Origin of the sequence: Streptomyces sp. NBC_01450, assembly GCF_036227505.1 — a bacterium.
GTDB lineage: Bacteria > Actinomycetota > Actinomycetes > Streptomycetales > Streptomycetaceae > Streptomyces.
Genome location: NZ_CP109481.1, coordinates 1,758,549 through 1,772,016 on the forward strand (window position 1 = coordinate 1,758,549; position 13,468 = coordinate 1,772,016).

General features: G+C 69.1%; 11 protein-coding genes. 5 read left to right on the forward strand and 6 right to left on the reverse strand.

The genetic code is table 11. The annotated features are described in order from the left end of the window. Positions 1 to 9: 9 nt before the first annotated feature. Positions 10 to 642 (reverse strand): hypothetical protein, encoded by a 633-nt coding sequence (locus tag OG568_RS56870; RefSeq protein WP_329537826.1) that lies wholly within the window; start codon positions 640 to 642, stop codon positions 10 to 12. 191 nt (positions 643 to 833) lie between these two features. Here OG568_RS56870 and OG568_RS56875 point away from each other — a divergent pair, with 191 nt between their 5' ends. Genes OG568_RS56875 through OG568_RS56885 form a run of 3 tightly spaced genes read left to right on the forward strand, consistent with a single transcriptional unit; the run spans position 834 to position 3,634 of the window. Beyond that, positions 834 to 1,874: an LLM class flavin-dependent oxidoreductase gene (locus tag OG568_RS56875; protein WP_329537827.1), complete on the forward strand. Its 1,041-nt coding sequence runs from the start codon at positions 834 to 836 to the stop codon at positions 1,872 to 1,874. After that, entirely contained in the window at positions 1,867 to 2,898 is a 1,032-nt protein-coding gene (locus OG568_RS56880; RefSeq protein ID WP_329537828.1) for an LLM class flavin-dependent oxidoreductase, read from the forward strand. The genes OG568_RS56875 and OG568_RS56880 overlap by 8 nt, the downstream gene beginning before the upstream one ends. Before the next feature lie 19 nt (positions 2,899 to 2,917). Further along, positions 2,918 to 3,634, forward strand: coding sequence for an NADPH-dependent F420 reductase (locus tag OG568_RS56885; RefSeq protein ID WP_329537829.1), 717 nt, complete (start codon positions 2,918 to 2,920; stop codon positions 3,632 to 3,634). A gap of 228 nt (positions 3,635 to 3,862) precedes the next feature. Here the strand turns inward: OG568_RS56885 and OG568_RS56890 are convergent, their stop codons facing one another. Then, positions 3,863 to 5,680, reverse strand: a complete 1,818-nt coding sequence (locus OG568_RS56890; RefSeq protein WP_329537830.1) for a PIG-L family deacetylase — start codon at positions 5,678 to 5,680, stop codon at positions 3,863 to 3,865. A gap of 443 nt (positions 5,681 to 6,123) precedes the next feature. Here OG568_RS56890 and OG568_RS56895 point away from each other — a divergent pair, with 443 nt between their 5' ends. Both OG568_RS56895 and OG568_RS56900 read left to right on the forward strand, forming a co-directional pair. After that, the gene (locus tag OG568_RS56895; protein ID WP_329537831.1) at positions 6,124 to 6,681 is read left to right on the forward strand and encodes a TetR/AcrR family transcriptional regulator; all 558 of its coding nucleotides are present in this window, start codon (positions 6,124 to 6,126) and stop codon (positions 6,679 to 6,681) included. A 659-nt stretch (positions 6,682 to 7,340) separates the two neighbouring features. Continuing rightward, positions 7,341 to 7,931 (forward strand): hypothetical protein, encoded by a 591-nt coding sequence (locus tag OG568_RS56900; protein ID WP_329537832.1) that lies wholly within the window; start codon positions 7,341 to 7,343, stop codon positions 7,929 to 7,931. 1,108 nt (positions 7,932 to 9,039) lie between these two features. Here the strand turns inward: OG568_RS56900 and OG568_RS56905 are convergent. The 4 genes from OG568_RS56905 to OG568_RS56920 are packed head-to-tail and all read right to left on the reverse strand — an operon-like array spanning position 9,040 to position 13,222. Then, positions 9,040 to 9,495 carry a lipocalin-like domain-containing protein gene (locus tag OG568_RS56905; protein WP_329537833.1) on the reverse strand — a complete coding sequence of 152 codons (456 nt, stop codon included), beginning with the start codon at positions 9,493 to 9,495 and terminating at the stop codon, positions 9,040 to 9,042. Positions 9,496 to 9,520: 25 nt separating this feature from the next. Then, positions 9,521 to 11,731 (reverse strand): xanthine dehydrogenase family protein molybdopterin-binding subunit, encoded by a 2,211-nt coding sequence (locus tag OG568_RS56910; RefSeq protein WP_329537834.1) that lies wholly within the window; start codon positions 11,729 to 11,731, stop codon positions 9,521 to 9,523. Next, positions 11,728 to 12,720 carry an FAD binding domain-containing protein gene (locus OG568_RS56915; RefSeq protein WP_329537835.1) on the reverse strand — a complete coding sequence of 331 codons (993 nt, stop codon included), beginning with the start codon at positions 12,718 to 12,720 and terminating at the stop codon, positions 11,728 to 11,730. The genes OG568_RS56910 and OG568_RS56915 overlap by 4 nt, the downstream gene beginning before the upstream one ends. Then, positions 12,707 to 13,222, reverse strand: a complete 516-nt coding sequence (locus tag OG568_RS56920; RefSeq protein ID WP_266434711.1) for a (2Fe-2S)-binding protein — start codon at positions 13,220 to 13,222, stop codon at positions 12,707 to 12,709. The genes OG568_RS56915 and OG568_RS56920 overlap by 14 nt, the downstream gene beginning before the upstream one ends. Positions 13,223 to 13,468 lie beyond the last annotated feature (246 nt).

Below are 13,468 nucleotides of genomic sequence, written 5' to 3' on the forward strand. Positions count from 1 at the left end.
CGAAGACTCCTACGGCGAACCCGGCCAAGAGCGGTGCGACCGCGCCCAGTACACCTGCGGAGCGGGGTGAGGGGATGTCAGCACCGACGTCGTCACACCGCATGCCGCGGTCACCATGACGGCAATACGTGTGCGCACCGACGAGATGGCGGTGACCGCGGCCGAGGCCGTCAACAGGTACCAGCCCGTGAGCGCACCGGGCATCGCCAGGTACTCGCGAAAGAGCGAACTCTCGTGCGCCGGCAGGTGTTCCAGCGGTACCGACCAGGTGTACAGCAGCCCGGCCGCGCTGGACAGCAGCAGCGCGAGGGCGGCGTGCGTGTAGACCGCCGGCCGCTGCTGCGCCAGCCAGAGCAGGATCAGTGCCGTCAGGGGCCAGGGGGCCAGGGTGTAGACGGATGACATCACCTGTGTCGTGTCCGTCCAGGCGAGGTCGGGATAAGGGTCGGCACCGGAAGAGACGCCGAGCAGGGCCGCGTGAAGCATCGCGAGCGCCGCCGCACCCGTCGCCGTATGCCGCAGGGCAGTGCGGACGATCGCCTGCCGTGTCTGCCGGGTCTGCCGGGTGGCGCGTGGACGGCTGTCTGACGGCCTGCCGGACGCCAGGACGGCGGCATGCGGCAGCTGCGTGGCGTGGGCCACGACGGGTCACCTCACTTAGTTGATCAATTAAGTATGTGAATTATGGTTGACGCGCCAGATAGGGGATGGGTCACAGAGCAGCCCCCGGACGTCCACTGATTGACACATCAAGCATGCATAAAGATACTTGTTGCGTCAATCAATGACTTCGAGGTGACCGGCATCCTGCGGGATCACAGGTGGAGGAGACCATGACCTTCGAAATAGGCCTCAACTCGTTCGGGGAGGTCGCCACGGACGACGGCCGCACGCTCGGCGACGCCGAGACCGTTCGCCTCCTCGTCGAGGAGGCCGCCCTCGCCGAGTCCTGCGGACTGGACGTCTTCAGCATCGGCGAGCACTACCGGCCGGGCCACGTCGACAGTGCCGCTCCCGTGCTGCTCTCGGCCATCGCCACCGCCACCGAACACATCCGTCTCGGAACGTCGGTGACCGTCCTGAGCACCAATGACCCCGTGCGGCTGTACCACGACTTCTCCACCCTGGACGCCGTGTCGAACGGCCGGGCCCAGCTCGTCCTCGGCCGGGCATCGGCCACGGAATCCTTCCCTCTGTTCGGCTACGACCTCGCCGACTACGAGGAGCTGTTCGAGGAGAAGCTCGACCTCTTCATGCGCCTGCAGCGGGAGGAGACGGTGACGTGGTCCGGCGCGTTCCGGGCACCGCTCGTCGAACAGCGGCCGCGCCCCCGGATGCGCCACGGCGGGATCCCCACCTGGATCGGCGTGGGCGGCAGCCCGCACTCCGTGATCCGTGCCGCCCGATACGGACTGCCCATGATGATGGCCATCATCGGCGGACGCCCACAGCGCTTCGCGGGTCTCGTCACCCTCTTCCGCAAGGCACTGCAACAGGCCGGGCACGAGCCGCAGCCGATCGGCCAGCACTCTCTGGGCCTCGTCGCCGACACCGACGAGGAGGCGGCCGAGACCTGGTGGGAGTACTGGCAGCCGGTCGTGGCCCAGGTCGCCGAGGAGCGGGGCTTCTACAAGCCGACCCGCGAACGGTACGAGGCGGAGATCGACCACGGCGCGCTGTTCGTCGGCTCCCCGGAGACCGTCGCCCAGAAGATCGCCCAGATGGCCCGCGACCTGCACCTGAGCCGCTTCGACCTCAAGTACGACATCATGCACCTGCCTCGCCGGGCCCGGGCCCGCACGATCGAGCTGATGGGCCGCGAAGTCGCCCCGCGGGTCAGGGAACTGCTCACCAAGGAGTCCACCCATGGATGACATCGTTTTCGGCCTGGACACGTTCGGGGACGTTCCCCGGGACGACTCGGGCGCCCCGGTCTCCCACGCGAGGGCGATACGGCAGGTCGTCGCCGAAGCCGTCCTCGCGGACGACATCGGCGTCGACGTCATCGCACTGGGCGAGCACCACCGTCCCGAGTACTCGGTGTCGTCCCCGGAGACCGTGCTCGCCGGCATCGCCACACGCACCGAGCGCATCCGCCTGTCCTCCGGTGTGACCGTGCTCAGCTCCGACGACCCCGTGCGGGTGTTCCAGCGCTTCGCGACCGTCGACGCCCTCTCCGGCGGGCGGGCCGAGGTCATCCTCGGACGTGGCTCGTTCACCGAGTCCTTCCCGCTGTTCGGATACGACCTGAGCGACTACGACACGTTGTTCGAGGAGAAGATCGAGCTGTTCGCGAGGCTGCTGGAGGAAAAGCCCGTCACCTGGTCGGGCACCATGCGGGCCCCTCTGGAGAACACCGAGGTCTTCCCGACCACCGAATCGGGGCGGCTGACCACCTGGGTCGGAGTCGGCGGCTCACCGCAGTCGGTCATCCGCACCGCCCGCTACGGCCTTCCGCTCATGCTCGCCGTCATCGGCGGCTCCTTCGAACGCTTCGTGCCCTACACGGACCTCTACCGGCGCGCGGCGGCGCAGTTCGGCACCACGGCGCATCCAGTGGGCATGCACTCTCCCGGGTTCGTCGCCGACACCGACGAAGAGGCCCGGGAGGTGTTCTGGCCCGGCTACCGGCTCATGCGCGACCGCATCGGCGCGCTGCGAGGCTGGGCACCGGTACGTCGGGAGGAGTTCGAAGCCGAGATCGAGCACGGCTCCTTGTACATCGGCTCACCGGAGACGGTGGCACGCAGGATCGCCGACGCGGTGAGCGGCCTCGGCGTCGGCAGGTTCGACCTCCTGTACACCGCGGGCCCGCAGCCGGTCAGCGCCCGCCTGCGTGCGGTCGAGCTCTACGGCACGAAGGTGATCCCCATGGTCCGGGACATCCTGGCCGGCTGACATCGTGAAAGGAAACGCAATGGACGCACACGACATCCGCACCATAGGCATCCTGGGTGCCGGAAAAGTGGGCACCGTCCTGGCGCGGCTGGCCCTGTCGGCAGGCCTTCGCGTGCTGATCGCCGGGTCAGGGGCGCCCGAGGACATCTCACTCACCGTCGAGGTCCTGGCACCCGGCGCGATCCCGGTCACCGCCGCTGAGGCGGCGGCTTCGGCCGACATGGTGATCCTGGCGCTTCCCCTGGGCAAGTACCGCAGGATCCCGGTCGAGGAACTGCACGGCAAACTGGTCGTCGACGCCATGAACTACTGGTGGGAGGTCGACGGGGTACGCGACGACCTCACCGATCCGCGCACCTCCACCAGCGAGATCGTCCAGGCGTTCCTGCCGAGGTCCCGTGTGGTCAAGGCCTTCAATCACATGGGCTACCACGACCTCGAGGACGAGGCCCGGCCCGCCGGCGCGCCCGACCGCAAGGCGATCGCCGTCGCCGGGAACAACCCGTCCGACCGGGCCACGGCCGCCCACCTCGTGAACGCCCTCGGCTTCGATCCCGTCATCGTCGGCCCGCTGGCCGAAGGCGTACGCCTCGAACCAGGCACCGAACCCTTCGGGGCGGACGTCGGTGCCCGCGAACTGCGCGCCATGGTCGACCGCTTCCCCGCGTCGGAGCGCGGACGCATGGTAGGCCAGGCCCGCGCCGCCGCCGTGATCCCGCCGGCGGAAGCGGCATAGGAACCCTTTCCGCCAACGGGTCCTCCAGGACCAGGACTTGGCCGCTTGGGGGCGCGCCGCGGGCGTCTGCTCCGGGCTGGTCAGTCGCCCGTCGACCAGACACCACAGCCCCTCGGGGCCGGCCTCGGCCAGGGCATCGGCTGTCCGTCGTGTTCGAGGGCCCGTACACGCGGGGCTCCTATGGGGCGGGCCGGTGACCGCTCGGGCCGCTCCGAGGCGTCCGAGCACTCACCACGATCGGCCTCTCACCCTCGGCGTGCGCGCTCCGCCCGCGATCGGGACACCCGTACGGCGGGCCTGGCGCAGGGTGGCCGGGGAGTCCTCACCGCGGGCCGCCTCGGTGGGGATGTCCGGTCGGGCCGGCGTGGTGGGCCGGCCCGCGGGCGGCTGGTGGCCCTCGAGCCGAGCCCGGCCCCAGACGTAGGGGTCGGCCTGGGCGCTGCCGTACGGCGACCAGGCCAGCCGGGTCTGTCCGGTCCGGTCGTCGGTGTCGGAGTCGTACACGAGGACGTTCATCGCGAACCGTTCGGGGTCGGCCGCGGCCGGAAGCTCGCTGAGCGGGATCTTCACCTCGACGCTGTAGCCCTGGTAGGGATCGGTCACCGTGCTGACGCAGCGCATGCCCGGTGCCGTCTTCTCCGTCGGCCCCTGCCGGTTGTCCGCGTCGCGCTCGGCCACCGGGCCGCCATCCGCGGCCGTGAACGGGAGAATGCCCGTCTTGAACGTCACGGAGGTGTCGTCCGCGGTCCCTCGCGGGTCCAGGGCGATCTCGACGGAGTCGGTACGCCAGTGCCTCTTGAGGTCGTCCTGGGCGAGCGCGGCTCCCTTGCGCTCGTCCAGGACGCGCACCAGGGCATACAGGTCATCGCCGTGGCGGGACAGCTTCACCGTCGCCGAGCAGCCGGCGGCCGAGGATTCATCGCCCTGCCAGTGGCGCAGCGGCAGTTCGGGGCCCGGGTACTCCCCTTCGCCTTCCAGGCCGTTGAGCACCGGCGCCGCGTGCACCACCGGAATCGTCGTCGACGGTCGGTCCGGGTAGAGCGGCTGGGCGTTGTTCGCCAGCCACGGCATGCCGACCCGGTGTGCCCAGTCACGGAACTCCGCGTACAGCGGGAGCAGTCCGGACTGCTCGCGCACCGGCGCCTCCAGCGTCCGCCCGTCCTCGGCCAGCACGCTGAACCACTCCGATCCGAGCGCGTTGGGATCGGTCGGCACCACGGGAGGGAGCGCGGCCCATCCCTGGGTGGCGTAGTGACGAGCGGCGTCCCTTTTGACCTGCGCCCAGGTCGTACGGTGCGCGCGGGAGGGCACGCCGGACCACACCCCGAGAACCGGAAGACCGGTGTCGGGGTCCGTGCGGCGCTGCTCGGCCGCCGACGGTCCGAGAAGGCCGTCGAAGCGGTAGTTCTGGGCCAGCAGCCGCCGGGGCTGCCAGGCCGTGAGCCCTTCGCGGGTCATCTGGTGGGGGAAGGCGTGCGGATCGCCCGCCGTCCGGAAGGCCTCGATGGCCATCCGTGCCGCCAGTTGGTGCCCGCCGTGCTGGTTGAACGGCCGGGGATCCATCGTGATCACGGTGTGCGGGGTCGTCTCGCGGATCAGCCGGACGACACGTTCGAGGGTGTCCGGCTCGTTCCAGATACCGGCGGTCAACGGCGCCGACAGCGTGTACCAGAAGTCCGGCTTGTCGAGGTAGAAGATGTTGCGGATGCCGGCGCGGGCGGTGGCGGCGCGCTCCTCGGTCTCCCGGATCAAGCCGAGAGCGGGGCCTTCCTCCAGGCCCACCGCGTTTCCGCCTCCTTCACCTCGGGTCACGGTGAGCACGCCCGTGCTCCACCCGTGGCGTTCGCGCCACTGTCCCAGGGTCGCGAAACTGAGCATCTCGTCGTCGGGATGTGCCCCCACGAAGAGCACGTCATTGTGGGCGGGGTCGTGGGGGCGGGGAGCCGTGTGTCCGTCCGCGGCGTCGGCGACACCCGCGGAGAGTCCCACGGAGGTGAGTCCGGTCAGCACGGTGGACAAGACGGTTCGGCGTCGGACGTCGGCCAAGGCAAGAACGCTCCTACGTTGCGGTGACGTATGACAGACGCGTCGGCCGGGCGGTGTCGGACGCGTTCTTCGGTTGCCAATCCTGCACCGGACGGGCAAGGCACCCTGGCCGACAGGCCGTTCTCCAACCGTCAAGACCGCATCCGAAGTCCGGTCCGGAATCGGACTTCGGATGCGGGGAACAGACCCTCTCGGCCAGATCTTGCCGCCCTCGGACAGGAGGTCGTTGAAGGGGTCGAGCAGCAGGACGGCCGTGCGGCGGGGGCACGGATTCGACTCCGCTCTGGATGAATGTCACCATCCACACGTTAGATTCCGTCCATCATCCTGAAAGTCAAACCCAAGGGCCGTAAAGCTCCCACACAGGCCGCAAGTGTATGATGGGCATCATCCAGTAGTGCGGCGATCCCCACGAAACCGCCCCACGGAAGGCAGGCACGGACATGGGCCACTCGCAGGCAGAGAAGGCGGCGACCCACGCACGCGTCCTGCAACTCGCTTCACGCAAGGTCCGCACCGAAGGCGTCACCCGCCTCGGCATCGCGGAGCTGATGAACGAGGCCGGACTCACCCACGGCGGCTTCTACAAGCACTTCGCCTCACGCGACGACCTGATCGCCCAGGCCGCAGCCCTCGCACTGACCGAGGGCACCATCAAGATGCAGAGATCCGCACGGAAGAACGAGCAGAACCCCCGCGCCGGCCTGATCGACGCCTACCTCGCAAAGCAGCATCGCGACACGCCCGACACCGGCTGCGCGCTCGTCTCGCTCGGCGCCTCCGCGGGACGCGGCGGCCAGGACTTCAAAGAGGCCTACGAGAAGCAGGTCCGAACGTACCTGGAGCTCATCGCGGGCCTGGACGACGACTCCGAGGACGCCCGCGCCGAGGCCATGCTCACCCTCAGCGCACTCGTCGGCGCCGTGCTCATGTCCCGGGCCGTCACCGACCAGAACTTCTCCGACGAACTGCTGCAGACCGTCGCCGAGCGCCTGAGGTGAAGCGCGAGACACAGATCTCGGACCCTGCACCCACTTCCTTGACGGGGGAATTAAAATGCAATTTTACTTGATCCTGCGAATAACATAGGCGGTTGGGCAATCGTTCGTTCTCGACCGGGCCCCGCACGTGACCGGCGCGGCAGGCGTCACCCGTTCGTGAGCGTGCTGCTGGTGGCCTGCTCCGCGGTCATGTGCGGGTGACGCCTGCCGCGCCGGTCAACCAGCCCGTCCGGTACTCCCTCATGATGAGCCCGAGCAGGTCCGAACAAGATGTCTCCGTGGGGGGGCGTAACCATCGTCTTCTGAGCCGTCCTGGTTCTCCGTCCCTACGAACGGAGGCCGGAAGCGGCCCCCGCCCGCGCACTGTAAACAGAGGCAGGTGACCGAAAACTGCCGCACTTGTGACGCCGGACTGGCGTCACCATGCGCGCCGGAAGGCGCACATGCACTCACAACCGAACCGTGTCCGCTCCTGGCGTCCGCACACTTCCTGCCCTGGGCAGGAAGTCCGACACTGGACATGACTTCCGACCACGTGGGAGCACCTCGCCGATCACCGTCGCCATATGATCAGGCTACTGTCCAGTAGGGGGCTGTATGTCTCTTGCACACGCCTGGATAGCATGCGACGCGTCATTGATGAGAGGGAGTGAACGGTTGTGACCAGCCAATCAGCCGCCACACTCCGATCGCGGTACAGCGAGCAAGCCGCGTCGGATCTTGAGGAGAATCGCCGTCGACAACAGGAACTGGCGGACCAAATCACGATGTTGAAGCAGGAGGAAGCCCTCCTGGTTGACATTCTGACCCTCGCCGAGCGGTACGAGGGTTTGCCGGACCCGTCGCCGCGGCCTGAGCAGGCGCGGAGCGGAAACGTGCTCGGGAGTGGAACGCAGGCACGTGAAGACACTTCCATCCCGTCCGGAAGAACATCCCGGCGGTCTTCCTCGCCGACGACCCGGCGCACGCGCCCGACGCAGTCCGGCGCGAAGGGTAAGTCGCGCCAGCCTCTGCTCGGAGACATCCTGCTGAGCCTGCTCGGGGGGCACACGGAGCCCCGCCTTGCGAAGGAGCTGTGGGACGAGCTGCTGGCAAAGCACCCGGACCGGAATCCGACACCCCAGGTCGTGCGGAACACCATCGAGTCTCTGGTCGCCAAGGGCCGCGTCCAGCGTCACAAGCAGCAGCGATCGGTGATGTACACCCTCGCGCAGCCAGACACCTCCAGCACGACCGAGGATGCCGACTGACCGGACATGGTCGGCTTCCGCGTGTACGCAAGGTGTGTCCCGCCAGCCGAACCGGGCGGGGCACATCGCTATCGCTGCTTCCTCCGTGGTCGGAGCGCGAAAGAGTGGACAGCGAACGACCCTCGCCCGCCTCCCTTTGTGCCATTTTCGCTGTGCATGGTCCTGGCGCACCTCTGGATCTGCTCGAAGTCGATCGCCCGCCCGGTCGGCGGTACGACCTGGTCCTTGGCCCCGTCCTTGAGGAGGACGAACGCGCCGCTGCGACTCCCCTGCACACGCAGGCGGTTGTTCCGTCACGTCTGGCACCGTTCGGAGTTCTGAGACAGCGCGGTGGCCACCGCGCCGGGGCACCCGGCCGTGGTCACCCGCTGAAAGCGCACCAGGGGCCCGGCGCATCTGCCGGGCCCCATCCCGCCGTCCGCCCCCACGACTGACAGGCGAGGTTTTTGCGCGGCGTCACGTCGAACGTCGACAGCGTCGCCCGTCTCCGGGCACTTGTCGCTCGCGTGTCGCCCGCGCCTCGTCGGCGCCGAGCGGCGTCTTCGTGCTTGCCATGCTCACACCTCAAAGACGCGGCCAGGGCACCAAAAGGTTCACACCTGTGCCCGGACGGGCCCTTGATCACGCCTCTGGCCACCACATACCTTGCGCTTCCCGCGCCCCTGACAGGCCGTGCCCGCCGGGGAGAACGACATACATGACCAGGCCAGATACCTCGTGAAGTTGTCACCTGCACTCTGCTCCCGCATAGAGTCCCTTCGGTCCCTGCCTGCGGTCCCGGGTTTCTGAAGTGATCAACCAAACAGACGTGACAAGGACAGTGTCTGTGCCGAGCGAAGCTGACACCCGCCGCGGGGCATCCGGAGCCGGACCACCGTTTGCGCACACCGTCGCGCGGTGGTGCGCGTCCGGGCCATACCCGCTCCGTACGACCGTCGCTGAATCAGGCAGGTGTCTGCTGCGCTGATGCCGACGACCGGCTTCCTGTGTCCCGCCGTGACTAGTCGGTGTTCGCGTGGCGTCGCCCGCAGGGGCGGACTTCGTCCGCTCTGCCGAAGGTCCCGCCCCTTGTATCAATGGGCGGGACCTTCGACGTCTCCGCGACAGGTCAGTGCGGCTCCGCGCGTTCCCAGGTCAGGACGCCCGTGCGGGGTTTGCCTTGGACGCTCAGCGGTGCCGGCGGTGCCAGTTGCAGCGTCTTTCCGTCCAGCCGTGCCACCCTGGTCTGCCCGTCGCCCATCCAGTTCGGATACAGGCACAAGGCGACCTCGTGCACGACGGTGTCGCCGTCCGGCACGCGGAAGGAGCCGGTGTACGCAAGGTAGTGACGGGCTGCTTCGGCCAGTTCCTCGGGACTTCCGTACTCCTGCCGCTGCTCCACGAACAGCGGCCGGTCCGGGGTCGTGATCTGGTCGGACATGTACCCGTCGGCGGTGTACATGATGAGGCCGAGCGGGTGTTCACCGTAGGGTCGCACCACCTCCCCGTCGTCCACGGAGGTGGCCTCGTAGGAGACCAGGCGCCAGGTTCCGATGAGGGCGGCACGCAGTTCGTCGGGGGTCATGGATCCGCCGCTTCCTTCCACCGCTTCACAGCAGTTGGTCCATGGTGATGGGCAGGGAGCGGATACGGCGGCCGGTCGCGTGGAAGATCCCGTTGGCGATGGCGGGTGCCAGACCGACCAGGCCGATCTCTCCGATGCCCTTGGTGCCGATCGGGTTGGCGCGGTCCCAGGAGCCGACGAACTCGATCTGCATGTCGGGGATGTCGGCGTTGACCGGCACGATGTAGTCGCCGAGGGTGGCGTTGGCGATGCGTCCGGTTCCGGCGTCGCTGGCCGTCTCCTCGAAGAGGGCCATGCCGATCCCGCCGACGGTCCCGCCGATGATCTGGCTGCGCGCGGTCTTCTCGTTGAGAATACGTCCGCCGTCGATGACGGAGACGGCCCGGGCGACGCGGATGCGGCCCAGGTCCGGGTCCACGCGCACCTCGACGTACTTCGCGCCGAACGCTCCGGCCGGTGCCATGCCCAGCTCCTGCGGCGTGGCGGGAACGCTCTCGCCCTCGGCCGTCAGGTCGGGCCTGTGATGCCGGGCGAGGATGTCCCGGTACGACTCGAACCGGACCGGGTCGTCGCGCCGCCGGATGCCTCCGCCGACGGCCTCGACGTCGTCGATCGTGCAGCCGTACAGCGGGGAGTCGGTGTCGTCGTCGGCCACCAGGTCCAGGACCTCGCCGATGATTTTCCGGCAGGCTTCGTAGATCGCGCTGCCGATCGCGCTCGTGAGTCCGGATCCGCCCGTCTGGGGGGCCAGGGGCATGGTGGACTCGCCGAGCCCCACGGTGACCTGCTCGGGGTCCAGGCCCAGCAGTTCGGCCGACAGCTGGACGAAGACGGTGTACGCGCCGTTGCCGATCTCCGTTCCCGCGCTGCACACGTACGCGGTGCCGTCGCGGCGGATCGTGACCCGTGCCAGGCAGCGGGCGCGGAACCACGGGTAGCCGACCGCCGCCAGCCCGTACCCGACGAGCATCCCGGCCTCGCGCATCGAGCGCGGCTCGGGATTACGCCGGGACCAGCCGAAGAGCTCGGCGCCGCGTTCGAGGCATTCCCGGTGTGCGCGGCTGGACCACGGCATGCCCGACGGGGGGTGCGGGTCGGCGTCGTTGCGCAGGCGCAGTTCCAGCGGGTCCATGCCGAGCTTGTACGCGAGCTCGTCCATCGCGCATTCCAGCGCGTAGTTGCCCGTCGACGCTCCCGGACCGCGCATGGAGTTCGGGACGGGGATGTTGAGGCGGGCCTGCGTGTCGTGGGTGGCGACGTTCGGGCAGGCGTAGGACGTGGCGGACACGGTCGCGGTGGGCTCGAAGTTGTCGTCGTCCATGGCGGCGGCGGTGAGTGCCTCGTGGTCGATGGCCACGAGGCGGCCGTCGCGTGTCGCGCCGAGCCGTATCCGCTGCCGACCCTTGGGCCGGTGGCCACAGGCGGTGAACATCTGCGGCCGGGTCAGGGCGAGTTTGACCGGGCGCTCGGTCACCCGGGCGGCAAGCGCGGCCAGGATGACATGCGGCCAGACCCGCAGTCCGGCTCCGAATCCTCCCCCGACGTAGGGCGCCATGACGTGGACGGACTCCTCGGGGATGCCGAAGGTCGCCGCCAGCGAGGTGCTCTCCAGGGAGGCCCACTGGGTCGAGTTGTTGATCAGGAGGGTGTCCCCCTCCCAGCGGGCGACGGTGGTGAGGAGGCCCATCGGGTTGTTGGTGTTGTCCACCGTGAAGTAGGTCTCGTCCAGCTGTACTTCGGCGGCGGCCAGCGCCCCTGCCGCGTCCCCCCACGCGGCGTCCCGCTTCCAGGGGTTCGTCCGCAGTTCGGCGCGGGGGTCCTCCAGTTCGAGCAGGGCCGGTTGCGCCGCGTAGTCGACACGGACGAGGCCGGCCGCCTCGGTGGCCTCCTCGAAGGTGTCCGCCACCACCACCGCGACGTGCTGGCCGTAGTGCAGGATCACGTCGTCCTGGAGGGGGGCGGGCGGGGACACGCCCAGGGGCGTCGTGGGTCCCCGTTCGAGGTGTCCGGCGTTGAGGTGGGTGAGCACGCACACGACTCCGGGGGCACCTTCGGCCTGCGTAGTGTCGATCTCGGTGATCCGCCCGGAGCCCACCGTGCTGCGCACGAGGACCGCGTGCGCCATGCCGGGATAGGCGAAGTCGCCGGGGTACGAGGCTTTGCCGGCCACCTTGAGCGGACCGTCGACACGGTTGACGCCGGGCCCGAGCAGCCGGGGGCGTGAGATCGTCGTCATGAGGTGACTCCCGTGACGGTGCGCAGTGTGCGTACGAGCGTGCGCTGGGCCAGTTCCACCTTGAAGGCGTTCTGCGGAAGGGGTACGGCCCCGGCCAGGGCCGCTCTGGCGGCAGCGGCGAACACCTCGCCGCCCGCGCGGCTGCCGGTCAGCACCACTTCCGCCTCCAGGGCGCGCCAGGGCACCGTCGCCACGCCGCCCAGACTCACCCGAGCCCACCGGATGACGTCGTCGTCTCCGAGCACCACGGCCACCGCGGCGGAGGCCAGGGCGAACTCGTAGCTCGTCCGGTCGCGCACCTTCAGGTAGTCCGACCGGGCGCCCTCCGGCAGCAGCGGTATCTCCACGGCGGTGATGAGTTCTCCCCGGCGCAGCTCGTTCTCCACGTCCGGGGTGTCGCCCGGGATCCGGTAGAAGCCGCTCAACGGGATCTCGCGGCGGCCGTGCGCGCCCGCGATGTGCACGACCGCGTCCATCGCGATCAACGCGACCGCGACATCGGAGGCGTGCGTGGCGATGCAGTGCGTGCTGGTGCCCAGCACCGCGTGCGTTCGGTGCGAGCCGGTGATGGCGGCGCACCCCGTGCCCCGCTCGCGTTTGTTGCACGCCGGGACCGTCGGATCGCGGAAGTACCGGCAGCGGGCGCGCTGCAGCAGGTTGCCGCCGATCGTGGCCATGTTGCGCAGCTGGACCGAGGCACTGCGCAGCAGCGCCTCCCTCACGAAGGGCAGGCGGCGTACCACCACGGGCTCGGCCGCCAGCTCCTCCATCGTGACCAGCGCCCCGACGACCAGCGTGCCCTGGCGCTCCTCCATACCGCGCAGCGGCAGCCGGGTGATGTCGATGAGGTGGCTGGGCCGCAGTACGCCGTCCTTCATCAGGTCCAGCTCGGTGGTGCCTCCGGCGAGGAAGTCGGCCTCGTCGTGCGCCTCCGCCTCGGCCAGGGCCGCGGACACCTCACGGGCCTGCACGTACTCAAAGGGTCTCATCGTGATCACCGGCCGCTTCCCGGATCGCGGCCACGATGTTCTCGTAGGCGCCGCAGCGGCAGATGTTCCCGCTCATGTACTCGCGGATCTCCTCGGGCGTACCGGTCCTGCCCTCGGACAGCAGGCCGAGCGCGGACATGATCTGCCCCGGCGTGCAGTAACCGCACTGGAAGCCGTCATGCCGCAGGAACGCCTCCTGCACCGTGTGGAGCTGCTCGTCGGTGCCGACGCCTTCGATGGTCGTCACGTCCCGGCCGTCGCATTGTGCGGCGAGCATGAGGCACGACAGCACGCGCTTGCCCTCGACGTGGACCGTACAAGCACCGCAGGTGCCCTGGTCGCAGCCCTTCTTCGTGCCGGTCAGACCCAGCCGGTCGCGCAGCGCGTCGAGCAGGGTGACACGTGCGTCCACGCGCAGGGGGTACTCCGTGTTGTTGACCCGCAGGGTGAACTCCGCCTGGGGAACGGCCCGTGTCGCGCCGGGCTTTGCCCGCATTGTCATGACACCTCGGTCTCCGGCGCCCCCCATCGCCTGTTCCACGGGTCACGGCACACGACGCGGCGGGCGCACTCCCCCCACCCCCCTGCGCTCATACCACGGCATGCGGTGACCCGCCAATCTTGTTCCACCGTAGGAGTCCCGACGGCCCACCGCATCCGCACGATCGATGTCCGGCACTGTGGCGGGCCCGGCAAGTGGCGGCTTCTTCACCTTCCGCGCCCGGCGGCGCCCGGCCGTGGCCGTTTT

What these genes read in the sequence shown, in the direction of transcription:
- OG568_RS56875 (WP_329537827.1), top strand. Translation starts at nt 834, where the DNA reads ATGACCTTCGAAATAGGCCTCAACTCGTTCGGGGAGGTCGCCACGGAC.
- OG568_RS56880 (WP_329537828.1), top strand. Translation starts at nt 1,867, where the DNA reads ATGGATGACATCGTTTTCGGCCTGGACACGTTCGGGGACGTTCCCCGG.
- OG568_RS56885 (WP_329537829.1), top strand. Translation starts at nt 2,918, where the DNA reads ATGGACGCACACGACATCCGCACCATAGGCATCCTGGGTGCCGGAAAA.
- OG568_RS56895 (WP_329537831.1), top strand. Translation starts at nt 6,124, where the DNA reads ATGGGCCACTCGCAGGCAGAGAAGGCGGCGACCCACGCACGCGTCCTG.
- OG568_RS56905 (WP_329537833.1), bottom strand. Translation starts at nt 9,495, where the DNA reads ATGACCCCCGACGAACTGCGTGCCGCCCTCATCGGAACCTGGCGCCTG.
- OG568_RS56910 (WP_329537834.1), bottom strand. Translation starts at nt 11,731, where the DNA reads ATGACGACGATCTCACGCCCCCGGCTGCTCGGGCCCGGCGTCAACCGT.
- OG568_RS56915 (WP_329537835.1), bottom strand. Translation starts at nt 12,720, where the DNA reads ATGAGACCCTTTGAGTACGTGCAGGCCCGTGAGGTGTCCGCGGCCCTG.
- OG568_RS56920 (WP_266434711.1), bottom strand. Translation starts at nt 13,222, where the DNA reads ATGACAATGCGGGCAAAGCCCGGCGCGACACGGGCCGTTCCCCAGGCG.